Here is a 22,220-nt window from a genome sequence, read left to right as displayed (position 1 = left end):
TTCGTGGGGGACTGCGGGTCCGGTTGTGGCTGGTCGCGCAGTTCCCCGCGCCCCTGTGGGGCGCGTCTCCGCGGGCGCCGGTCAGAAATTCCACCGGCACAATGGGACGGTGAGTGAGCCCATACCTGTGACCCGGTCCGTCGACTACGGCACCGCCAAGCTGATGCCGGATGTCGATCGCAGGCGGGCATGGCTGCTCACCGTCGACGGGGCGCCTCAGTCGTACGTCGACCTCGACGAACCGGAGTACCTGGAGTTCGAGTACGCGCGCCGCCTCGGGCATGTCCTGGACACCGTCGCCGAGCCCGGGCGGGCGCTGGACGTGCTGCATCTCGGGGGTGGGGCGCTCACCCTGCCCCGCTATCTGGCGGCCACCCGGCCCGGTTCGCGGCAGGACGTCGTCGAGGCCGACCGGGGGCTGCTGGAGCTGGTCGTGGAGCATCTGCCGGTTCCGGACGGGGCCGGCATCCAACTGCACGCCGGGGACGCGCGAGCCTGGCTGGAGTCGGCCCCGGACGACTCGGCCGACGTGCTCGTCGCCGATGTCTTCGGCGGTTCCCGGGTGCCCGCGCACCTGACGTCGGTGGGATACGCCCAGCAGGCCGAGCGGGTGCTGCGGCGAAGCGGCGTCTATCTGGCGAACCTCGCCGACGCCGCGCCCTTCGCCTTCCTGCGCTCCCAGCTCGCCACCTACGCCACGCTGTTCGAGGAACTGGTACTGATCGCCGAACCGGGCGTACTGCGCGGCCGCCGCTTCGGCAACGCCGTACTCGTCGCCGCGCACCGCCCCCTCGACACCGCCTCCCTCTCCCGGCTCACCGCCTCCGACGCCTTCCCGGCCCGCGTGGAACAGGGGCTCGCCCTACGGCAGTTCATCGCGGACGCGCCGCCGGTCCAGGACGACGACGCCGTACCGTCACCGGAGCCTCCCGACGGGGCTTTCAGCATCGGCTGAGTCGCGTCGGGTTCGGTGGTCGTCGGTTCGGCGCGGCGGTGTGGGTTTCGTGTGCGGGGTGCTGTCAGCCGGGCCCGCCGACGGGGCTTTCGGCTTCGGTTGAGTCGTGTCGGCTTCCGGCCGTCACCGGCTTCGTACGGCGCCGTAGGTTCCGTACGTCCGGTACGCACAGGACCGCCGCAGTGACGAGGACGACGACCACGGCGCAGCCCCAGAGGGCGGGTGTGCGGCCGAAGGCCGACTCAGCGGGGCCGGCCAGGGCGGTTGCCAGGGGGACCAGGGCGACCGAGCCGAACCAGTCGTACGCGGCGACCCGGGAGAGCTTGTCCTCCGGTATCTCCTGATGGAGTGCGGTCATCCAGGAGACACCGAAGACCTCCAGGGTCACGCCGGTCAGGAACATGACCGCGCACAGGGCGGTGACCGGTACCGGTACGGCGAGGGCCGCTGACGGGAGGGCCAGGGGGAAGACGCACAGGGTGCCGGCGAGGAGCAGGCGGCGTGGCTTCCAGCGGGTCATGAGCAGGGCGCCGGCGACCGTGCCCGCCCCGAAGAAACCCAGGGCCAGGCCCCAGGGACCCGCCCCGCCCAGGTGGTCCCGGGCGACGAGGGGGCCGTAGACCGCGTCGGCCGCCGCGACGACCGCGTTGGCGATCGAGAACTGGACGACGACGCCCCACAGCCACGGCCGCCCCGCGAACTCCCGCCAGCCCTCCCGTAGATCGGCGAGCATGCCGCCGCCCGGCGCGCGCGCCGGAATATGACTCACGTCGAGGAAGGCCCGCAGCGAGCCGGCGACCGCGAACGCCGCCGCGTCCGCCGCCAGCACCCAGCCGGGCCCGATCGCGGCCACCATGGCACCGCCGAGCGCGGCGCCGCCGACCGCCGCCCCCTGCATCGCCATCCGGAACACGGCGAACGCCCGGCTGGCCTGCTCCCCCTGGACCGACGACAGCAGCATCCCCTCGGCGGCCGGGCTGAAGAACGCCTGGCCTGTTCCGCCGAGGGCCGTCAGCAGCATCATCTGCCACAGCCGGGCCTCCCCGGTCAGGACGAGCACGGCGAAGGCGGCCTGCGAGAGGCAGTTGAGGGCGTTGGCCGCGACCATCACGCGGTGCCGTGGGAGGCGGTCCGCGACGGCGCCGCCGATCAGTAGGAAGAGCACCAGCGGCAGGGTGCGGGACGCGGCCACGAGCCCCACGTCACCGCCGTCACCGCCCGTCTCCAGCACCGCGAACGCCGCGGCGATCAGCGCACCGTGACTGCCGAGGTTGGTGACGAACGCGGAGGCGGTCAGCAGGCTGTAGTTGCGGCCCGCCCAGGAGGGACGGCGGGAAGGACGCAGGAGGTCGGCGGCGGGAGTCACCGGCCGACTATCGCCGCCCGGCTCTCGATTTGCCAAGTGAATTGCAGGTCACCCCGTCGATGCCGCATTCCGGACCGAGCGATACGACGCTCGTCACAGGGCCCTGCTCCTCGTCCCTACTCGTGGGTAACATGACCGCCATGAGCGCAGACCAGATGTCCATAGGCGAGATGCTCGCCGCCACCGTGCCGATGGCCCGGACCCTCAACCTCCAGTTCCTGGAGACCGCGCCGGACAAGGCCGTGGTGGCCCTGCCGGACCAGAGCGAGTACCACAACCACGTGGGCGGGCCGCACGCCGGCGCGATGTTCACGCTCGGCGAGTCCGCCAGTGGCGCGATCGTGCTGGCCGCGTTCGGCGACCAGCTCTCGCGCGCCGTGCCGCTCGCCGTCAGCGCCGAGATCTCCTACAAGAAGCTCGCCATGGGCGCCGTCACGGCCACCGCCACGCTGGGCCGCCCGGCCGCCGAGGTGGTCGCCCAGCTGGACGCTGGGGAGCGGCCCGAGTTTCCGGTGGCCATCGAGATCCAGCGCGCGGACGGGGCCGTCACCGGTGAGATGACCGTCGTCTGGACCCTGCGTCCGAACGGCTGAGCCGACCGTACCGAGCCGACCAAACCGAGGTGAGCAGGGGCCCATGCGGGGCCCCTGTGCCCGTTTCGTGCCGTGAGCGCTCAGGCGGCGAGCCGCTTCCGCCCGTTCCCGTTGTCCTCTAGCCCCGCCACGAACTCCCGCAGCCAGGCCACGAACTCCGGCCCCAGGTCCGCCCGGTCGCACGCCAGCCGCACCACCGTGCGCAGGTAGTCCGCCTTGTCCCCGGTGTCGTAACGCAGCCCGTCGAACACGACTCCGTGGACCGTTCCGCCCGCCGCGAGTTCGTGAAGGGTGTCGGTCAGCTGGATCTCGCCGCCGCGCCCGGGTGGGGTGCGGTCCAGGATGCCGAAGACGGCCGGGTCGAGGACGTAGCGGCCGATGACCGCGTAGTGGCTCGGCGCGTCCTCGCGCGACGGCTTCTCCACGAGGCCGGTGACCCGGACGACGCCGTCTTCGTTCGACGCCTCGACGGCCGCGCAGCCATAGAGGTGGATCTGCTCCGGCGGGACCTCCATCAGGGCGATCACGGTGCCCTCGTGGCGGTCGCGGACCTCCAGCATCCGGCTGAGCAGGGTCTCGCGCGGGTCGATGAGGTCGTCACCCAGGAGGACGGCGAACGGCTGGTCGCCGACGTGATGGCGGGCGCACAGCACCGCGTGGCCGAGGCCGAGCGGGTCGCCCTGGCGGATGTGGTGGATGTCGGCGAGCCGGGCCGGGTCCCGCACCGCGTCCAGCCGCACGGAGTCGCCCTTGGCCGCCAGTGCCTGCTCCAGCTCGAAGGCATGGTCGAAGTGGTCCTCGATGGCCCGCTTGTGCCGGCCGGTGATCATCAGTACGTCGTCGAGACCGGCCGCGGCGGCCTCCTCCACGACGTACTGGATGGCCGGCTTGTCGACGACCGGCAGCATCTCCTTGGGTGTCGCTTTCGTCGCGGGCAGGAAGCGGGTGCCGAGGCCCGCGGCCGGGACGACCGCCTTGCGGACGGTGCGGACCGTGCGGGCGCCTTCGGGGGTGGAATCCGATGGGTGTGTCGTGTGGGGGACGATCATGCGGCTCATGGTGGAGCACGGGGATGAGAGGACGCCGAGAGAAACCTCGGAGCCTGCTGTGCGACATGCGGAGTTGAAGATTCCGTGGACCAACCGTCTTTGCCTGCACACAACTTGGCGCTTGCCTCGACGACACTTTCGAATGCCGGTACGGATACCGCCGGTAACTTTTCTGAATTCCTCGCTTTTTGAACGTCGGTCACTCGAACTTCTTGTTTCCTGTGCGTCGCTTGTGCGAAAGTGAGCGACCCGATAGCCGGTCCACATCCGACGCGGCCTAGGTATGCACCAATCAAGCACCCTGCTTTCCGAAGGACGCGCATTCCGCTTGCCGTCCTGCGGCTGGGAAGGAAATGGTTCAGTGCAATCCCCTTACCCCCCACGACCGCCGTACCCGCCACGGCCCGGGGTGAGCCCCGGAGAGTCCGACCGCGATCTCGTCGCGAGCCTGGGCAAAGCCGACGCGAACGCCCGTGCCCTCGCCCTGCTGATGGCCCGCCACTGGCGTGCCACCTACGACTACGCCGCCATCTGCCTGGTCTCCACGGAGAGTTCGGCCGCCATGGTGGCCGCCGCCGCATTCCATCGCGTGCTCGGCCGGCCCGCCGGCGGTGCGCTGCGCCCCCAACTCCTCGCCGCAGTACGGGATCTGGTGAAGGAGTGGGCGGCCGACGACGGTATTTCCGCCCTGCTGCCGGAACTCGGCAAACCGACCGGAGGGCGTGGACTGAGGGCCGCGCGGTCCGTGACGCCCGAAAGACGGCAAATCGCCGAGCGCGCATTCCGGGCGCTGCCGGGAGCCTCGCAATGTCTCCTCTGGCATGCCGAGGTCGAGGCCGAACCGATAACCATACCCGCTGGTCTGCTGGGGGTGGATGCGACCACCGCTTCGGCGGCGCTGGAAGGCGCTCGCGAGCAATTCCGCACGGGCTGTGTCCGCGCCCACCGCGAACTCGCGCCCACCCGCGAATGCCGCTACTACAACCGCCTCCTCGACGTCCCCATTCGCCGGGGCGGCGCCCTGCTCCCCGATGTCCAGCAGCATCTGTCGTCATGCCGCTACTGCCGTCACGCCGCCGAGCAGCTCAGCCATTTCGAGAGTGGCCTGGAAGTGCTGCTCGCCGAAACCGTGCTCGGCTGGGGCGCCCGGCGCTATCTCGACTCCCGGCCCGGCCGGGGCGGCTCGGGCTCGACGGCGTGCGACCGTCGGCGACGCGGCGGACGGCACCGCCCCGAGCGGCTCGACCTGCCACGCGGACGTGCCAAGGCCGTCGCCGTGGGGGTCGGAGTGAGCGCCCTCGCCCTGCTCGTCACCGTCCTCACCGCCAAGGGCTGGACCGAGGAGAACGGCGTCCCCGACGCGCACGCCACCTGGGGCGTGCCCAGCGGCAGGACCGTACACCCGGGCACGGTGCCCCCGCCCCCCTCCGGCGGATCACCGTCGGCCGCCTCGGCCGAGGAGCCTGTCGAGCTCGCCCAGGGCAGGCTCCGCAACCTCGACCGCGGCCTGTGCCTGGACCTGCGCGACGGTGAGATCCGCGCCGGCGTCCGGGCCGAACTGGCGCAGTGCTCGTCCGCCGTGTCCCAGCAGTGGTCGTACCGGGACAACGGCCTGCTGCGCAGCGCAGCCGACCCCACGCTCTGCCTCGACTCCGACGCCGACGAGCGCACCGTCGTCGTGGCGAACTGCCTCGCGCACGCCGGCGAGGTGCGCTACGACCTCACCGTCCATGGCGAACTCCTGCCGCGCGGGTCCGAAAGCCTCGCGGTCGCGTCCGGCAAGGACACGAGCGTGGTGGTCGATGAGCGGGACGGATCACAGGCGCAGCGCTGGATGCTCGACGGCGGGCCGGCGGACGTGCCGGAGACGAGACCACAGAAGGAGCTCCAGGAGAAGGCACCGCACGGGGAGCAGCCGCCCGAGGGCAAGGGTGCCGTGCCCGCGGTACCGGAGCGAGGGACACCGGACGACGACGTCTCCGAACCTCCGCAGACCGAGCCGGCCGTGCCGCAGGAGGACCCGCAGCCGCAGTACGAGACGCGGTACGTCCAGCACGAATCCGATTCCGACTCCGGCTCCCACTCGGGTGCCGAAGCCGAACCCAACGCCCCCGTCGATGCCGCGGTGGCCCTCCCGGCCGAGCTGCCGGCCACCGCCTCCAGGGTCGTCGTAGGCACCGCCAAGGCGATGCTCGGCGCCGCCCACCCCTAGCCAGGGCGTTGCCCGACTGGTGAGGGGCGCCCCGACAGAGCCATCCGCCGGGGCGCCCTCACCCCGTTCGACCTCTGACGGCATTCAGCCGTTTCTCGTTCACCTCATTGACACGAGTCACTGACGTTCATAGTTTTCCCGCCGCGCCACTGGTGTCCCATGCTCACGAACGCGGAGGTGGACCCGTGAAACGTCGTATGTCCGTCGCACTGCTGGCCCTGGCGGCCGCGCTCCTCGCCCCCGTCCCCGCGCAGGCCGCCGACGACCCGGTCGTCCGCACCACCGCGGGCTGGGTACGAGGTGAAACCACCGCCGAGGGACACCAGTTCCTCGGCATCCCCTACGCCGAGCCACCCGTCGGAGAGCTCCGTTTCAAGGAGCCGCGCCCCGCCCGGCCCTGGCAAGGAGTCCGTGAGGCGAGGGACTTCGGCAACAAGTGTGTGCAGGGAGCTAGTTGGGACCCCGGCTATGAGCAGCCGAGCCACACCGAGGACTGCCTCGACCTCAATGTGTACGCCCCCGAGGGCGCCGCCCGACGCGCGGTCCTGGTCTGGCTGCACGGCGGGGGGCTCACCGCCGGGGCCGGGCAGGACATCGTTCCCGACACCTTCGCGAGGCGGACCGGCACCGTCGTCGTGACCGTCAACTACCGACTCGGCGCGATGGGCTTCCTCGCCACGGCCGCGCTCGACGGCGAGGCGCGCGACGGGGTCTCCGGCAACTTCGGCATGCTCGACCAGCAGGCCGCCCTGCGCTGGGTGCGGGCCAACATCGGCCGCTTCGGCGGCGACCCGGGCCGCGTGACCGTCGCGGGCGAATCCGCGGGCGGCCGCTCGGTCTGCACCCAGCTGGCCTCGCCGACAGCGAAGGGGCTGTTCCGGGCCGGGATCATCCAGAGCGGGGCGTACGGCGACTGCGGTGCCCGTGCGCACGAGACAGCGGTGTCCCAGGGCGCCGCCTTCGCCAAGCAGCTCGGCTGCGCCGACCTGGCCTGTCTGCGCGCCAAGCCGGCCGCCGAGATCCTGGCCGCGCAGAACGGCTTCGACTGGGCGCCGGTGGCCGGTGGAGCCTTCCTTCCCCGGCAGCCGAAGGACGCGTTCGAACGCGGGGCCGCGGCCGGGGTGCCGGTCATGAACGGGGCCAACCAGGACGAGGGCCGGCTGTTCGCCTTCGGCCGGTTCGACGGGAACGGCACCCCGCTCACAGCCGACCAGTACCCGACGGTCATGCGGAGGGACTTCGGCGACGAGGTGCTCGCGCGCTACCCCCTCCCGTCCTACCCGTCGCCGACCATGGCGTACGCCACCGCCCAGGGCGACCAGCTCTTCGCCTGCCCGGCCCTCCGCCTCGACGGCACGCTCGCCGGACGCGGCAAGGTCTACGCGTACGAGTTCGCCGACCGCACCTCGCCGCCCTTCGCCTCCCTGCGCGACCTGGGGACGGACTTCGACTTCGGTGCGACCCACGTCAACGAGCTCCAGTACCTCTTCAAGCACTTCGGCCTGAAGTCCCCCCTGAACGCCGAGCAGCGGACGCTGTCCCGGCAGATGGTCCAGTACTGGGGCTCCTTCGTCCGGGACGGGGTGCCCCATGCCGCCGGACAGCCCGCGATGCCCGCCCGGCCCGGGACGGTACTGACCCTGCGCACCGCGTCCGCCCACGGAAATGTGCTGAGCACCACTGCGCACCGTGAGCATCAGTGCAACCTGTGGGACACCGAGACCGTCAATCAGAACGGGTAGGCTTCCCCGGCGCACGCTCGCAGCCGAGCGTGCGCCGGGAACACAGGGTGCAGGACAGTGAGAGGAAGCGGCGTTGCACGTCCAGGAATGGCTCGAAACGGTGCCCCCGCTCGCCATCTATCTGCTGGTCGGCGTGGTCATCGGGCTGGAGAGCCTGGGGATTCCGCTGCCCGGCGAGATCATCCTGGTCTCCTCGGCGCTGCTCGCCTCACAGCACGGTGACATCGACCCCTTCGTGCTGGGTGCCTGCGCCAGCGCGGGCGCGATCATCGGCGACTCGATCGGCTACGCCATCGGCCGCAAGGGCGGCCGCCCCCTGCTGGCCTGGCTGGGCAAGAAATTCCCCAAGCACTTCAGCGAGGGCCACATCGCCACCGCCGAGCGGTCCTTCCAGAAGTGGGGCATGTGGGCCGTCTTCTTCGGCCGCTTCGTCGCCCTCCTGCGCATCTTCGCCGGCCCCCTCGCGGGCGTCCTGCGGATGCCGTACTGGAAGTTCCTGATCGCCAACGTCTTCGGCGGCATCCTCTGGGCGGGCGGCACGACCGCGGTCATCTACTACGTGGGCGTGGTCGCCGAGTCCTGGCTGAAGCGCTTCTCCTGGCTGGGCCTCGTCGCAGCGGTCCTGATCGGCCTGACGTCGATGCTGATCATCAAGCGCAAGGCGAAGAAGGTTCAGACGGCACACCAGGAGCCAGAACCCGTACCCGCGGGCGACTGAAACGCCCCTCTGCCTTCAGGGGCGCGGGGAACCGCGCGACCAGCCACACGCAACCCGCACCCCGCATACCACCGCTACGCCCCGTGCTCTCCCCGGTGCGCCTTGGCCAACTCGGCATAGAGAGTTCCATTGAGCGTGACGCCCTCACGCTCTTCGGCACTGAGCTCCCGCTTCACCTTCGCCGGCACCCCCGCCACCAGCGACCCAGGCGGCACCTGCATCCCCTGCGGCACCAGCGCCTGCGCGGCGACCAAGGACCCGGCCCCGATCACCGCACCGTTCAGCACGGTCGCCCCCATCCCGATCAGACAGTCGTCCCCGACGGTCGCCCCGTGCACGACGGCGTTGTGCCCCACCGACACCCGCTCCCCGATGCTCACCGGAAACCCGGGATCGGCATGCAGCGTGCAGTTGTCCTGGACGTTGGACCGCGCACCGACGGAGATCCGCTCCACGTCCCCCCGCACCACCGCCCCGTACCAGACGCTCGCACCCGCCCCCAGCGTCACGTCCCCGATCACCACGGACGTGGGCGCCACGAAAGCCTCCCCGTCGATCTTCGGCTCCCTCCCGCCGATGCCCTTGATCAGAGGCTTGTGCGTCATCACCGTCTCCTGTCGTCCGAGGTACACCGGAACGCTACCGGCACCCGGTAGGGCGAAGATCACAGCCCCTCGACCTCATAAGGGCGCCGCACGCTCAGTACGGTGACCCCGTGCCCAAGCGCAAGAACACGTTCTCATCCTGGCGACGCCGGCTGGCGCAGCGCGCCGTCCACGCGGGCTGGGCCTGGGTGCAGCGCACGGGTTCGGTGACGGCCGACAGCCCGGGCCGCTTCCGTTTCGGCTCGATCGGCGAAGCCACCCGGCTGGCCTTCCCGCTCGGCACCGTCTTCGGCGAACCCTGGATCCACCTCGGCTCGCACTGCATCGTCGGCGAGCAGGTGACGCTGACGGCCGGACTCATGCCCGACCTCGACCTCGGCCCGGAGCCGATCCTGCGCATAGGAGACGGGGTCGTGCTGGGCCGCGGCAGCCATGTCATCGCCGACACGACGGTCACCATCGGCAGCGACTGCTACTTCGGGCCGTACGTCTATGTGACGTCCACGAACCACTCGTACGACGACCCGCACGAGCCCATCGGCAAGCAATGGCCACGGATGGAGCCGGTCGAGATCGGCCCCGGGTGCTGGATCGGCACCGGGGCCGTGATCCTGCCGGGCGCGCGGATCGGGCGGAACGTCGTGGTGGCGGCAGGAGCGGTGGTCCGGGGCACGGTGCCCGACCACGCGGTCGTGGCGGGGGCACCCGCCCGGGTCGTACGGCGCTGGACGGCCGACGAGGGCTGGCAACCGCCGCTCAGGACGCCCGCGCCGGTGCCCATACCCGACGGGATCACCCCGGACCAGCTCCAGGCGCTGGCCGAGCTGGACGAGGAGACGGTGGCGAAGCTGGCGGAGCTGGACGAGAAGGCGGCCGCCGACCTCGCCGAACTGGAAGTGGAGTCCTGAGTCAGCCGGTCGCCAGCAGCAGCGTGCCCAGCAGCGCGAGCCCCGCGCCCGCCGCCTGCACCGCCTGCAGCCGTTCCCGCAGGAAGCCCCGCGCGGCCAGAGCGGTCACCACCGGGTAGAGCGACGCGAGTACGGCGGCCACCGTGACCGGGCCGTGCTGGGCGGCGACCACATAGGTGCCGTTCGCCGCGACGTCGGCCAGCCCGACGAAGGCGAGCGCCGGCAGCGAGCGCCAGGGGAAGGTGCCGTCCGGCAGGGCGGTGCCGCCGCGCCGCACCGAGGCGTACAGCGCGAGACCGCCGGCCAGCACGTTGACCACACGCTGTACGAAGAGCGCCAGGAACAGGCCGGTGAGGGTGGACGACGCCTCCGCGATCAGCGCGAACACCGTGCCGAACCCGAAGGCCGCCACCAGGGTCAGTGATGGCCTGCCGCTGCACGGGTGCGCCCCGCAGCTGCGGTCCGCCCGCGAGGACGACGCCCAGCACGGCGACGGCGATACCCGCGACCTGCACAAGGCCGGGCCGCTCGCCCAGGAAGAGCCCCACGCCGACGGGGACGGCGACGCCCACGGTGCCGAGCGGGGAGACCACGCCCATGGGGCCCAGCGCGAGCGCCTTGTAGAAGCAGAGCAGGGCGACCGGGCCGACCACGCCGGCGGCGACCGCGAACCACAGTTGCGGTCCGGCCTCGCTCCAGCCGCCCGTGGCCACCACGATCGCGCCGAGTACGGCCGCCGCGATGGCCTGCGAGACGACGACCACCGTGAGCGCCGGCGTGCGTCGGGTCAGCAGTCCGCCGCCGAAGTCGGCCAGCCCCCACAGCAGGCTGGTGGCCAGGGCGAAGAGTGCTGTCACGGGGTGCCTCGCAGTACAGTTCGGTGCACGATGGGGTGCACCTCACGGTAGTGCAGCTAAGTGAACCCTGTCATCCAGAATATTGGACTCCGCAAGGACGGAATGTGTCGGACCTCGACCTGTTGACCCAGTCCCTGGCGCGCAACGTCAAGCGCTGGCGCACCGAGCGCGGCTTCACCCTGGACACGCTCGCCGCGCGTGCCGGGGTCAGCCGCGGCATGCTCATCCAGATCGAGCAGGCCCGCACGAACCCGAGCCTCGGCACCGTCGTCAAGATCGGCGACGCGCTCGGCGTCAGCATCACGACCCTCCTCGACTACGAGCAGGGTCCCAAGGTGCGCGTCGTCCCGCCCGAGCAGGTGGTCCGGCTGTGGCACACGGACGCGGGCAGCTACAGCAAGCTCCTCGCGGGCACGGAGGCACCCGGCCCGCTGGAGATGTGGGGCTGGAAGCTGATGCCGGGCGAGAGCAGCGGATCCGACCCGCACCCCGTCGGCACCGTCGAGATCGCCCACGTCACGGCCGGCGAACTGACCCTGACCGTCGAGGGCGTGGAGTACCGCGTTCCGTCCGGCTCCAGCGTCACCTTCGAGGCCAACGCCCCGCACACCTACGCCAATGAGGGCGACGTCCCGATGGAGATGACCCTGACGGTTTCGGTGCCGCTCGCGCACTGAGATGCCCGGGTCGCGGTCCCGGCCGTCCTGTTAGCGTGCGCTCATGGACGCACCCATCGGGCGCTTCGACCACGCCACCCCCGCCCCGGACTGCCTCGACGAACTCACCCGCCCGGTCGCCGACGCCGTACGCGGCTGGCGCGGCAGCGTCCCCGCCGAGCAGATCGTCTACGTCGAGACCGATCCGCGGTGGGCCGACACCGCGGTCTTCGTCGAGAACTACGGACAGGAACTGCTCGAACAGTCCGCGAACTGCGTGGTCGTCGCCGGCAGGCGCGGCGGCGAGACCACGCTCGCCGCGTGCATCGTGCTCTCCACCACCCGGGTCGACGTGAACGGCGTCGTGCGCCGCCAACTCGGCGCCCGCAAGGCGTCCTTCGCCTCGATGGACACGGCGACCGGCGAGACCGGCATGGAGTACGGCGGCATCACCCCGATCGGACTGCCCGACGGCTGGCCGGTGCTGGTGGACTCGGCCGTCGTCGACCTGCCGTACGTGCTGGTCGGCAGCGGACGCAGGCGCGGCAAGCTGCTGGTGCCGGGGAAGGCGTTCGCGGAACTGCCGGGGGCCGTCGTGCTGGAGGGGCTGGGCGTCGCCTGAGCCTGTTCAGGCCGTGGCGTGGTGGGCCAGGGCGAGATGCGGATCCGCCTCGCCGGGTACCGGTGCCGGATCGGCGTGCACCAGCGCCGCGGTGAGCCGGGGGACCGCGTGCAGCAGGGCGTGTTCGGCGTCGACGGCGATGGCGTGCGCCTGCCGTACCGTCGCCTCCCCGTCCACCACGACCGCCACCTCGGCGCGCAGCCGGTGACCGATCCAACGCATCCGCAGCTCGCCCACCTCACGCACCCCCGCGACCTCCCGGAGCGCCCGCTCGGCCCGGTCCACGAGGGCCGGATCCACGGCGTCCAGCACGCGTCGGAACACCTCGCGCGCCGCGTCCCGCAGCACCAGCGCGATGGCCGCCGTGATCGCCAACCCCACGATCGGGTCCGCCAGTTGCCACCCGAGCGCCGCCCCGCCGGCGCTCAACAGCACGGCCAGTGAGGTGAATCCGTCCGTACGGGCGTGCAGGCCGTCCGCGACGAGTGCGGCCGAGCCGATCGCACGGCCGACCCGGATCCGGTACCGGGCCACCCACTCGTTGCCCGCGAACCCGACCAGCGCGGCCACGGCCACGGCCGGGATCTGCTGCACGGGGCGCGGGTCCAGGAGCCGGTCGAGGGCCGTCCACGCCGCGAAGGCCGCGGACGCGGCGATCGTCAGCACGATGACGATGCCCGCGAGGTCCTCGGCTCGTCCGTAGCCATAGGTGAAGCGCCGTGTCGCGGCGCGCCTGCCCAGCACGAAAGCGATCCCCAGCGGTACTGCGGTCAGCGCGTCGGCGGTGTTGTGCACCGTGTCGCCGAGCAACGCCACCGACCCGGAGGCGACCACCACGACCGCCTGCGCGAGCGCCGTCAGGCCGAGCACGGCCAGGGAGACCCACAGGGCGCGCATGCCACGGGCCGAGGACTCCAGGGCGGAGTCGAGCTTGTCGGCGGTTTCGTGGGAGTGGGGTTTGAGGAGGTGGGAGAGGCGGTGGCGGAGGCCGGTGGGGGCGTGGGAGTGAGGGTGCGGATGCCGGTGCGGATGGGGATCGGGGTGGGGGTGGGGGTGGTCGTGGGCGTGACGGTGCCCGTGCCCGTGGTGGTGCGCGTGCTCGTGCCGGTCGCTCACGGTGGTCCCCTTCCGGTGCGCGGGAGTGGACGCGTGCCGCCCACGACGCCATTATGTGCGTATGAGCGCACGCATGCACCTATCAGCTGCCAACGATGCGCACCCGCGCACCCCGGGCGAGGAACAGTTCGCGCTCGCCGCCGAGGTCCTCGCCCTGCTCGGCGACCGCACCCGGCTCACGCTGCTGCATGCCCTCACGGCGGGGGAGGCCGACGTCACGACGCTCACGGAGGCATGCGGCGCGGCCCGTCCCGCCGTCAGCCAGCATCTGGCCCGACTGCGTCTCGCGGGTCTGGTGACCACCCGGAAAGAGGGCCGCCGGGTGGTCTACGCCCTGCGCGACGGCCATCTGCGCCGGCTGGTCGACGAGGCGCTGAACGTGGCGGACCACCGGCTCAGCGACCGGCCCCTGCACGACTGACCTGGCTCAGTACTCGGCATTCTTGCCCAGGTACTGCTCCGCGAAGGCCAGCGCGGCCGTCGGTGAGCCGAAGATACGGCGGAGCCGGGCGAGGGTGGTGCCCGCGCGGTACGGGTCACCCGAGGACGTGCCGTGGTAGACCTCGGACAGCCAGTGGGAGAACTCCTGGTAGTCCCACACCCGGCCCAGACAGGCCGCCGAGTAGCCGTCCAGACCGGTGTCGTCCCCCTTCGTGAGGTGGGCGACGAGTCCGTCGCCGAGCTGGAAGGCGTCGTGCAGGGCGAGGTTCATGCCCTTGGCGGCGATGGGGGCGGTGAGATGGGCGGCGTCACCGGCCAGGAAGAGACGGCCGAACACCATGGGCTCGACGACGTAGTTGTGCATGTCGAGGACGCGCTTCTCGATCAGCCGGCCCTCCGTCAACGGTGGCACGCCGTTGGCCCCGAGCCGCTGCTGCAGCTCCGTCCAGACCCTGTCCCGCGACCAGTTCTCCGGGTCGTCGCCGGGCGGGCACTCCAGGTAGTAGCGGGTCACGTCGGCGCTGCGCGGCATGTGCCCGGCGAACCCGTTCGGATGCATGCCGAACAGGACGCAGTCGGAGGACGGCGGCGCCTCCGCCAGCAGCGCCAGCCAGCCGATGCCGTAGTCACTGCGGGAGATGTGGGCGCGGTCGGCGGGCAGCGCGGTGCGTGTCACCCCGCGCGCCCCGTCGCAGCCGGCGACGAAGTCGCAGTGCACGACCTCCCGTCGACCCGTCTCCGGGCAGGTGTACGAGACCGAGGGACGGCCGGTGTCGAGGTCGTGCAGCTCCACGTCACGCACGCCGAAACGTATGGCCCCGCCGCGCACGTCCGCGTACTCCCGCACCAGGTCCGTCACCAGCAACTGCTGCGGATAGACCCAGTGATGAACGCCCGTGAGCTGCGCGTACTCGAACCGGTACCGCTCACCGGCGAACCGGAACTCGCACTCCGTGTGCCGCTGCGCCCGCTCCAGCAAGGTGTCCGCGAGGCCCCGCCGCTGAAGTCCGCGTACGGCCCACTCCTCCAGCACCCCGGCCCGCGGCCGCTGCTCGATGAAGTGCCGGGTCTCGGTCTCCAGGACCAGGCAGTCGACGGAGGCCGCCCGCAGGATGTTGCCGACGGTGAGGCCGGCCGGGCCGGCGCCCACGACTACGACCGGAAAGCGCTGCGAGGAGCCGGAGTTGGGGTGGGGGGAGGTGGAGGTGGAGGTCACCCGAGCATTATGGGGCGGCCGATGCGGGGAGGGGAGGGCTCCGGCTCGGGGGCCGGCCTAGCCGAGGCGCGGTATCTCGATCGCCGGGCAGCGGTCCATCACCATCTCCAGACCGGCCGCGCGGGCGCGGTCGTACGCCGCCTCGTCGATGACGCCCAGCTGGAACCAGACCGCCTTGGCGCCCTTGGCGACCGCCTCGTCGACGACCGGGCCGGCGAGGTCGCTGTTCACGAAGACGTCGACCACGTCCACGTCGAAGGGGATGTCCGCCAGGGAGGCGTAGCCCTGCTCGCCGTGGACCGTCTCCGCCTTCGGGTGGACCGGCACGACGCGCTTGCCGTAGCGCTGGAGCACCTCGGCGACTCCGTACGCCGCCCGCCGCTGGTTCGACGACAGGCCCACGACGGCCCAGGTGTCGCCCAGTTCGGTGAGGATCCTGCGGACCGCTGCCTCGTCGCCGTACACCCTCGGCCTCCCAGTGCTCGCCTCGGGCAGCTGCCGTCCAGCCGCCCCCATGACCCACAACGGCCGACGACCTCCGAGGATTCCCGCACGGGTTCCGGCGCGGGCATGGACGATCGGCGGACCCTCGGCGGCAGCCCCGGCACCCGCCACGCTGACCGGAATGCGGGCCGGATGGCTGCGGAAGGCCGCGCGTACGCCTACGCTCGCTCCGTGCTGCGCATCATCGACGCCCGAACCGGCGACCCCGTCGACGCCGCGCCCGCCCGCCGGGGCCTGACCCGCATCGAGGCGCATCCCGAAGGCTTCGACGTCACCGCCCTGAGGGTGCTGCTCGTCGCCGATCTCCTGGTCCGCGCGCTGGAGCTCGGCGGTACGCCGGTCTGGGCGCTCCTGAACGAGCAGCGGCAGCAGGCGGAGCTCCGGGCCGGCGCCGCGGCGCTGGGCATCCGGCCCTTCGAGGAGGGCCGGGACGCCGCGTCGGGGCTGGGCGAGGCACAGGTCCTCCACGTCGTGCGCGAGGGCGGCGCCGAACCCGACGGGGTACGGGTCGCCGTCGCGCCCGTGCACTCGCAGGCGCCGCCGCAGGAGGCCGACCCCGCCGCCCTGCGCCTCGCGCTGCTCTCCGGGCGCAGAAGCGTGCCCGTACGGCTCGACGGGGCCGCGCTCGCCGAGGCCCACGACACCCTCGTCCGCTGGCGTCGTGCCGTCGCCGGCTGGGCGCAGCGGCCGTCACGGCCCATCCCCGACGAGGTGCGGGCGGAACTCCGCACCGCCTGGGAGGACGACCTCGACGTACCCGGGGTCCTCGGCGTCCTGCGCTGGGTGGAGAGCGCGCCGGACCTGCCGGACGGCGCCCGTTTCGAGACGTACGCCTACGCCGACCGGCTGCTCGGCCTCGACCTCGCCCGCGACCTGGGAACCCCGGCGTGAACGCGCGCGCGAGTGCGGGCCCGCTGCGCCGCCTCGTCGTCCTGCGGCACGCCAAGTCCGCCTGGCCGGACGGCGTCGCCGACCACCGACGTCCGCTCGCCTCGCGCGGCCACCGGGACGCCCCGGTCGTGGGCCGGATGCTCGCCGAGAACGACTGCCTGCCGGATCTCGCCCTGTGCTCGACGGCCGTACGCGCGCGTGAGACCTGGGAACTGGCCGCCGCCCAGTGGGGCACCCCGCCGCCCGTGCGTCATGAGCCCCGGCTCTACGCGGCCGACGTGTCCGAGCTGCTGGCGGTCGTGCACGAGGTGCCCGCCGCCGTCCGGACGCTGCTCCTCGTCGGGCACAACCCCGGCCTGGAGGAACTCGTGCTCGAACTCGCCGGGGACAGCCTCGACGACGCGCTGGACGAGGTCCGCACCAAGTTCCCGACCTCGGCGATCGCCGTACTGGCCTGGCACGGCACGTCCTGGCGGGACCTCGCACCCGGCACGGCGCTGCTGACGGGCGTGATGGTGGCGCGGGGCCGGAAGAAGTGAGCGGACCGGCGTCCCCGGCACCTCGGCATAGGCTGGCCCGATGCAGTACGAGTACCGCACAGTCGCCCACGCGGGCGTGCACGAGACCGAGGTCAACCGCTCACGCTTCATCTGTGCGCTCGCCCCGGCGGCCGGCGAACAGGAGGCCCAGGACTTCGTCGCGGCCATCCGCAAGGAGCACGCGGACGCCACCCACAACTGCTGGGCCTACGTCATCGGCGCCGACGCGGCGATCCAGAAGGCCAGCGACGACGGCGAACCGGGCGGCACGGCAGGCGTCCCCATGCTCCAGATGCTGCTGCGCCGCGACATGCGCTACGTCGTCGCCGTCGTCACCCGCTATTACGGCGGCGTCAAGCTGGGCGCGGGCGGGCTCATCCGGGCCTACGGCGGGGCGGTCGGCGAGGCACTGGACGCCCTCGGCACCCTCACCCGCCGACGCTTCCGACTGGCCACGGTGACCGTCGACCACCAGCGCGCCGGCAAGGTGGAGAACGACCTGCGGTCGACCGGGCGCGAGGTGCGCGACGTGCGGTACGGCGAGGCGGTCACCATCGAGATCGGCCTGCCGGACGCCGAGGTGGAGGCGTTCCGGGCCTGGCTCGCGGACGCGACGGCGGGGTCGGCGGGGTTCGAGCTCGGGGGAGAGGCGTACGGGGACGCGTGACTGAGGCGGTCCGGTCGGCCCGCACGCGGGCGAAGGGAAGCCGGGAAAACGATGGTGGACCGAAGCCCGTGATGGTCCAGGTGCCGGCAGGCGCTAGCGTGGTCGGTGCGAAAGCGAGGACCGTGGCGGTTCGGTACCGGTTCGGTACCGGGTCCAGGGGTGAAGTAGGGGGAAGCGTGCGGGTCGGAGCGGCGTCTTGAGAATTCTGCACACCTCCGACTGGCATCTGGGCCGGGCGTTCCACCGGGTGAACATGCTCGGCGCCCAGACCGGGTTCATCGGCCACCTGGTCACGACCGTGCGGGAGCGCGGCGTGGACGCCGTCGTCGTGTCGGGGGACGTGTACGACCGGGCGGTGCCGCCGCTCGCCGCGGTCGAGCTGTTCGACGACGCCCTGCACCGGCTCGCCGACGTCGGTGTGCCCACGGTGATGATCTCCGGGAACCACGACTCGGCGCGCCGACTCGGCGTCGGAGCCGGGCTGATCGGCCGTGCGGGCATCCATCTGCGGACCGAGGCCGCGGCGTGCGGTACCCCGGTCGTGCTGCGGGACGACTTCGGTGACGTGGCCTTCTACGGGCTGCCCTATCTGGAACCCGCCCTGGTGAAGGACGAGTTCGGGGTCGAGAAGGCCGGGCACGAGGCCGTGCTCGCCGCGGCCATGGAGCGGGTACGCGCCGACCTCGCCGCACGCGCGCGTGGCACGCGGTCGGTCGTTCTCGCGCACGCCTTCGTCACCGGAGGCGAGGCCAGCGACAGCGAGCGGGACATCACCGTCGGCGGGGTGGCCGCGGTGCCCTCCGGGGTCTTCGACGGCGTCGACTACGTGGCGCTGGGCCATCTGCACGGCTGCCAGACCATCACCGAGCGTGTCCGCTACTCGGGCTCGCCCCTGCCGTACTCCTTCTCGGAGGCCGACCACCGCAAGACCATGTGGCTCGTCGACCTGGACGCCGACGGCGCGGTCACCGCCGAGCGCGTCGACTGCCCGGTGCCGCGCGCGCTCGCCCGGATCCGGGGGACGCTGGAGGAACTGCTCGCCGACCCGGGGCTCGCCCGCCACGAGGAGGCGTGGGTCGAGGCCACGCTCACGGACCCGGTGCGCCCGGCCGACCCGATGGCCCGTCTCGCCGAGCGGTTCCCGCACACGCTGAGCCTCGTCTTCGACCCCGAGCGCGCGCCCGACGACCCCGACGTCTCCTATGCGCGGCGGCTCGCCGGCCGAAACGACCAGGAGATCGCGGAGGACTTCGTGGCGCATGTGCGCGGCGCCGGGCCCGACGAGGACGAACAGGGCGTCCTGCGGGACGCGTTCGACGCGGCGCGGGCCGACGACGCCGTTCGGGAGGTGGCGCGGTGAGGCTGCACTGTCTCGACGTGACGGCCTTCGGGCCCTTCGGCGGCTCTCAGCGCGTCGACTTCGACGCGCTGTCCATGGCCGGTCTGTTCCTGCTGCACGGACCGACCGGCGCCGGCAAGACCTCGATCCTGGACGCCGTCTGCTACGCGCTCTACGGCTCGGTGCCCGGCGCCCGCCAGAGCGGCCAGGGGATGACCTTGCGCAGCGACCACGCCGCGGCCGGCACCCGCACCGAGGTCCGCCTCGAACTCACCGTCGCCGGACGCCGGTTGGAGGTCACCCGGCAGCCGCCCTGGGAACGCCCGAAGAAGCGTGGCACCGGCACGACGCTCGACAAGGCCCAGAGCCGACTGCGTGAGTACGACCCGCGGGCCGGAGCGTGGAAGGACCTCAGCCGCTCGCACCAGGAGATCGGCGAGGAGATCACCCAGCTCCTCGGCATGAGCCGCGAGCAGTTCTGCCAGGTCGTGCTGCTGCCCCAGGGCGACTTCGCCCGCTTTCTGCGCGCCGACGCGGAGGCCCGTGGCCGGCTGCTGGGCCGCCTCTTCGACACCCACCGCTTCGCCGAGGTCGAAAAACGCCTCGCCGAACGCCGGCGCGCCGCAGAGGCCCAGGTACGGGACGGCGACGCCGCGCTGCTCGCCGACGCGCACCGGATGCAGCAGGCGGCGGGCGACGCCATGACGCTGCCGGACCTCGCACCGGGCGAGCCGGGCCTGGCGGACGCGGTCCTCGCTGCCGCAGCGGTCGCCCGCAGCACCGCCCGCGAGCAGCTCACCGTCGCCGACTGCCGCCTCCTCACCGCTGAAGCCGCCCAGGTCGCCGCTGACCGCGACCTCGGCGACCTACGGGAAGTGGCCCGGCTCCAGCGGCGGTTCGCCGACGCGAAGGAACGGGCCCGGGTGCTCGCGGAGCGGGCCGACGGCTATCGGCAGGCACAGGTCAGGATGGAGCGGGCCCGCAAGGCGGAGGCCGTGGCACCCGCGCTGGAGCTGCGCGAGGCAGCCGAGGCGGAGCACCGGCGTGCGGCCGGCGCCGAGGCACGCGCGCGTGTACTGCTGCCGGAGACCTTCGCCGCAGCCGGCGCCGCCGGACTCGCCGCCGCCGCGCGCCGGGCCGCCGAAGAAGTGGGCGGACTGGAATCCGCCCGTCGCGCCGAGCAGCGGCTGGCCGACCTCGTCGGCGAGCGCGACGAACTGGACCGACAGGAACGGGCCGACGAGGGCCTGCTGCAGGACGCCGAGGACTGGCTCGCCGGGTGGGAGGAGAGCCGCGCCGCCCTCCAGACCCGTATCGACACCGCCCAGCAGGCCGCGACCCGCGCCGAGCAGCTCGCGGTACAGCGCGACCCCGCCCAGCAGCGGCTCGGCGCCGCACGGCTGCGCGACCAGCTGGCCGGAGACACGGACACGGCTGCCGACCTGGCCCGCCTCGCCCGGGAGCGGGTCCTTGAGGCCAAGGCGCACTGGCTCGACGTCAAGGAGCGGCGGCTGAACGGCATCGCCGCCGAACTGGCCGCCCAGCTGCAGGACGGCGTACCGTGCGCGGTCTGCGGCGCCGTCGACCACCCCGCCCCTGCCCGCAAGGACGCCGGACACGTGGACCGGGAGGCGGAGGAGCGCGCGTTGACCGCCTACCAGCAGGCGCAGGAGCGGCACACCGCGAAGGAACGGCAGCTGGGCGTCGTACGCGAGGCGCTCGCCGCCGCCACCGCAGAGGCCAAAGACGCGCCGACCGAGCAACTCGCCGCCCACTGCGAGGAGTTGGAGCGCCTCTTTGCGCAGGCCCGCCGGGACGCGTCCGCTCTGCACCCGGCTCACGAGGAGCTGCGCCGGGCCGAGGCGGAGTACGAGCGGCGGACCGCCGACCGGCAGCAGGCGGCGGTCAGGGTGGCCTCCCGGGTGGGGCACCGCGAACGGCTGGACCGGGAGAGGGCCGCTCTGGAGGCGGAGTTGATCCAGGTCCGGGGCGCCGCCGACAGCGTGGCCGCGCGAGCCGCCCAACTGGAGCGGCAGGCCCAGCTGCTCACCGACGCCGCCGACACCGCGCGCGCCGCGGAGGACGCCGCCCAGCGGCTCAAGGACGCCGACGCCCGCCTCGCGGACGCCGCCTTCCGTGCCGGGTTCGACACCCCGCAGGCGGCGGCCGCCGCACTTCTCGACGACGCCGCGCACCGCGAACTCCAACGGCGGTTGGATGCCTGGCAGTCGGAGGAGGCCGCCGTACGAGCCGTCCTCGCCGAGACCGACACCGCGGCCGCCGCCCAGCAGGCGCCCGCCGACGTCCTGACCGCCGAGCGGGCCGCTTCCGCGGCGGCCCAGCGAGCCCGCGACGCCGCCTCCGCGCGCGACGCCGCCGCCCGGCGCTGCACCGAACTCGACCGGCTGTCCGCCCGTGCGGCCGCCGCCGTTCGCCAACTCGCCCCGCTGCGTGAGGAGTACGACCGTGTCGCCCGCCTGGCCGCCCTCACGGCGGGCACCTCGGCGGACAACGAACGCAAGATGCGACTGGAGTCGTATGTGCTGGCGGCGCGCCTCGAACAGGTCGCCGCCGCCGCGACCGCACGTCTGCAGCGCATGTCGTCCGGCCGCTACACCCTCGTGCACTCCGACGACCGGGCCGGCCGGGGCCGCAGTGGCCTCGGACTGCACGTCGTCGACGCCTGGACCGGCCGCGAGCGCGACACGGCGACCCTCTCCGGAGGCGAGACCTTCTTCGCCTCCCTCGCCCTCGCTCTCGGCCTGGCCGACGTCGTCACCGACGAGGCCGGCGGGGTCCGCCTGGACACCCTCTTCATCGACGAGGGCTTCGGCAGCCTCGACGACCAGACCCTCGACGAGGTCCTCGACGTCCTCGACTCCCTGCGCGAGCGCGACCGCAGTGTCGGCATCGTCAGCCATGTCGCCGATCTGCGGCGGCGGATCCACGCACAGCTGGAGGTCGTGAAGGGGAGGTCGGGGTCGGTGCTGCGGCAGCGGGGCGCGTGAGGCTCCCCGGCCGCTTCGCGAACGTCGGGCGCAAGGCCCGCCGGGACGGGGCCCGGGCGGGGCCGGTCCATGGCGGCCATGATGCGCAGACCGTCACCCGTCGCCGCCGCCGTCGCCGTTGTCGCGGTCGCCGCGCTCCCGGGTGTTCCCCGGACTCCTCGGATTCCCCGGATTCCTCGAACGGTTCTCCCGCCCAGAGCCGTCCCGGTGTCCCGC

The 22,220-nt window shown here is 72.7% G+C and carries 20 protein-coding genes and 1 pseudogene; 14 read left to right on the top strand and 7 right to left on the bottom strand.

All coding sequences use genetic code 11. The features are described 5' to 3' along the window. Window positions 1-109 precede the first annotated feature (109 nt). Complete coding sequence (locus ACZ4UU_RS35335) at window positions 110-955, top strand: spermidine synthase (RefSeq protein ID WP_471907476.1); 846 nt, start codon at window positions 110-112, stop codon at window positions 953-955. A 64-nt stretch (window positions 956-1,019) separates the two neighbouring features. On the opposite strand, the gene ACZ4UU_RS35330 is transcribed toward ACZ4UU_RS35335, so the two are convergent. Beyond that, on the bottom strand, window positions 1,020-2,321 hold the full coding sequence (locus ACZ4UU_RS35330) for an MFS transporter (protein WP_471907475.1): 1,302 nt from the start codon (window positions 2,319-2,321) through the stop codon (window positions 1,020-1,022). Window positions 2,322-2,476: 155 nt separating this feature from the next. On the opposite strand from ACZ4UU_RS35330, the gene ACZ4UU_RS35325 reads away from it, so the two are divergent. Beyond that, entirely contained in the window at window positions 2,477-2,914 is a 438-nt protein-coding gene (locus ACZ4UU_RS35325; protein WP_471907545.1) for a DUF4442 domain-containing protein, read from the top strand. Window positions 2,915-2,994: 80 nt separating this feature from the next. On the opposite strand, the gene galU is transcribed toward ACZ4UU_RS35325, so the two are convergent. Beyond that, window positions 2,995-3,963, bottom strand: coding sequence for a UTP--glucose-1-phosphate uridylyltransferase GalU (galU, locus tag ACZ4UU_RS35320; protein WP_471907474.1), 969 nt, complete (start codon window positions 3,961-3,963; stop codon window positions 2,995-2,997). A gap of 562 nt (window positions 3,964-4,525) precedes the next feature. Here galU and ACZ4UU_RS35315 point away from each other — a divergent pair. The 3 genes from ACZ4UU_RS35315 to ACZ4UU_RS35305 all read left to right on the top strand — a co-directional run bounded on the left by ACZ4UU_RS35315 (window position 4,526) and on the right by ACZ4UU_RS35305 (window position 8,635). Beyond that, window positions 4,526-6,175: a ricin-type beta-trefoil lectin domain protein gene (locus ACZ4UU_RS35315; RefSeq protein ID WP_471907544.1), complete on the top strand. Its 1,650-nt coding sequence runs from the start codon at window positions 4,526-4,528 to the stop codon at window positions 6,173-6,175. Window positions 6,176-6,360: 185 nt separating this feature from the next. Then, window positions 6,361-7,917, top strand: a complete 1,557-nt coding sequence (locus ACZ4UU_RS35310) for a carboxylesterase/lipase family protein (protein WP_471907473.1) — start codon at window positions 6,361-6,363, stop codon at window positions 7,915-7,917. A gap of 73 nt (window positions 7,918-7,990) precedes the next feature. Then, window positions 7,991-8,635 carry a DedA family protein gene (locus ACZ4UU_RS35305; RefSeq protein ID WP_471907472.1) on the top strand — a complete coding sequence of 215 codons (645 nt, stop codon included), beginning with the start codon at window positions 7,991-7,993 and terminating at the stop codon, window positions 8,633-8,635. 74 nt (window positions 8,636-8,709) lie between these two features. Here ACZ4UU_RS35305 and ACZ4UU_RS35300 read toward each other — a convergent pair whose 3' ends face one another. Next, complete coding sequence (locus tag ACZ4UU_RS35300; RefSeq protein WP_471907471.1) at window positions 8,710-9,240, bottom strand: gamma carbonic anhydrase family protein; 531 nt, start codon at window positions 9,238-9,240, stop codon at window positions 8,710-8,712. A 110-nt stretch (window positions 9,241-9,350) separates the two neighbouring features. Between ACZ4UU_RS35300 and ACZ4UU_RS35295 the strand changes: the two genes are divergently transcribed. Beyond that, the gene (locus ACZ4UU_RS35295) at window positions 9,351-10,148 is read left to right on the top strand and encodes an acyltransferase (protein ID WP_471907470.1); all 798 of its coding nucleotides are present in this window, start codon (window positions 9,351-9,353) and stop codon (window positions 10,146-10,148) included. Window position 10,149: 1 nt separating this feature from the next. Here ACZ4UU_RS35295 and ACZ4UU_RS35290 read toward each other — a convergent pair. Next, window positions 10,150-11,005, bottom strand: a pseudogene (locus tag ACZ4UU_RS35290) (EamA family transporter). 104 nt (window positions 11,006-11,109) lie between these two features. Between ACZ4UU_RS35290 and ACZ4UU_RS35285 the strand changes: the two are divergent. Both ACZ4UU_RS35285 and ACZ4UU_RS35280 read left to right on the top strand, forming a co-directional pair. Next, window positions 11,110-11,682, top strand: coding sequence for an XRE family transcriptional regulator (locus ACZ4UU_RS35285; protein WP_471907469.1), 573 nt, complete (start codon window positions 11,110-11,112; stop codon window positions 11,680-11,682). Window positions 11,683-11,725: 43 nt separating this feature from the next. Further along, window positions 11,726-12,283, top strand: a complete 558-nt coding sequence (locus ACZ4UU_RS35280; RefSeq protein WP_471907468.1) for a YbaK/EbsC family protein — start codon at window positions 11,726-11,728, stop codon at window positions 12,281-12,283. Window positions 12,284-12,289: 6 nt separating this feature from the next. Here ACZ4UU_RS35280 and ACZ4UU_RS35275 read toward each other — a convergent pair whose 3' ends face one another. Next, window positions 12,290-13,399, bottom strand: coding sequence for a cation diffusion facilitator family transporter (locus ACZ4UU_RS35275; protein WP_471907467.1), 1,110 nt, complete (start codon window positions 13,397-13,399; stop codon window positions 12,290-12,292). A gap of 61 nt (window positions 13,400-13,460) precedes the next feature. On the opposite strand from ACZ4UU_RS35275, the gene ACZ4UU_RS35270 reads away from it, so the two are divergent. Beyond that, window positions 13,461-13,820: an ArsR/SmtB family transcription factor gene (locus tag ACZ4UU_RS35270; RefSeq protein ID WP_471907466.1), complete on the top strand. Its 360-nt coding sequence runs from the start codon at window positions 13,461-13,463 to the stop codon at window positions 13,818-13,820. A gap of 6 nt (window positions 13,821-13,826) precedes the next feature. Here the strand turns inward: ACZ4UU_RS35270 and ACZ4UU_RS35265 are convergent, their stop codons facing one another. Both ACZ4UU_RS35265 and ACZ4UU_RS35260 read right to left on the bottom strand, forming a co-directional pair. Beyond that, entirely contained in the window at window positions 13,827-15,056 is a 1,230-nt protein-coding gene (locus tag ACZ4UU_RS35265; RefSeq protein ID WP_471907465.1) for a 4-hydroxybenzoate 3-monooxygenase, read from the bottom strand. Window positions 15,057-15,113: 57 nt separating this feature from the next. Next, window positions 15,114-15,521: a CoA-binding protein gene (locus ACZ4UU_RS35260; RefSeq protein WP_471907464.1), complete on the bottom strand. Its 408-nt coding sequence runs from the start codon at window positions 15,519-15,521 to the stop codon at window positions 15,114-15,116. A 171-nt stretch (window positions 15,522-15,692) separates the two neighbouring features. On the opposite strand from ACZ4UU_RS35260, the gene ACZ4UU_RS35255 reads away from it, so the two are divergent. The 5 genes from ACZ4UU_RS35255 (at window position 15,693) to ACZ4UU_RS35235 (ending at window position 22,004) form a co-directional block, all read left to right on the top strand. Beyond that, window positions 15,693-16,451 (top strand): hypothetical protein, encoded by a 759-nt coding sequence (locus tag ACZ4UU_RS35255; RefSeq protein WP_471907463.1) that lies wholly within the window; start codon window positions 15,693-15,695, stop codon window positions 16,449-16,451. After that, window positions 16,448-16,990 (top strand): SixA phosphatase family protein, encoded by a 543-nt coding sequence (locus tag ACZ4UU_RS35250; protein ID WP_471907462.1) that lies wholly within the window; start codon window positions 16,448-16,450, stop codon window positions 16,988-16,990. Before ACZ4UU_RS35255 ends, ACZ4UU_RS35250 begins: the two co-directional genes overlap by 4 nt. A 40-nt stretch (window positions 16,991-17,030) precedes the next feature. Further along, on the top strand, window positions 17,031-17,657 hold the full coding sequence (locus ACZ4UU_RS35245) for a YigZ family protein (protein WP_471907461.1): 627 nt from the start codon (window positions 17,031-17,033) through the stop codon (window positions 17,655-17,657). A gap of 196 nt (window positions 17,658-17,853) precedes the next feature. Next, window positions 17,854-19,017: an exonuclease SbcCD subunit D gene (locus ACZ4UU_RS35240; protein ID WP_471907460.1), complete on the top strand. Its 1,164-nt coding sequence runs from the start codon at window positions 17,854-17,856 to the stop codon at window positions 19,015-19,017. Beyond that, on the top strand, window positions 19,014-22,004 hold the full coding sequence (locus ACZ4UU_RS35235) for an AAA family ATPase (RefSeq protein ID WP_471907459.1): 2,991 nt from the start codon (window positions 19,014-19,016) through the stop codon (window positions 22,002-22,004). Before ACZ4UU_RS35240 ends, ACZ4UU_RS35235 begins: the two co-directional genes overlap by 4 nt. The last annotated feature ends 216 nt before the right edge of the window (window positions 22,005-22,220 follow it).

It is taken from the genome of Streptomyces sp. NPDC028907 (genome assembly GCF_055564995.1).
The sequence above is the reverse complement of the archived record's forward strand: the minus strand, read 5'-3'. Positions and strand labels throughout refer to the sequence as shown.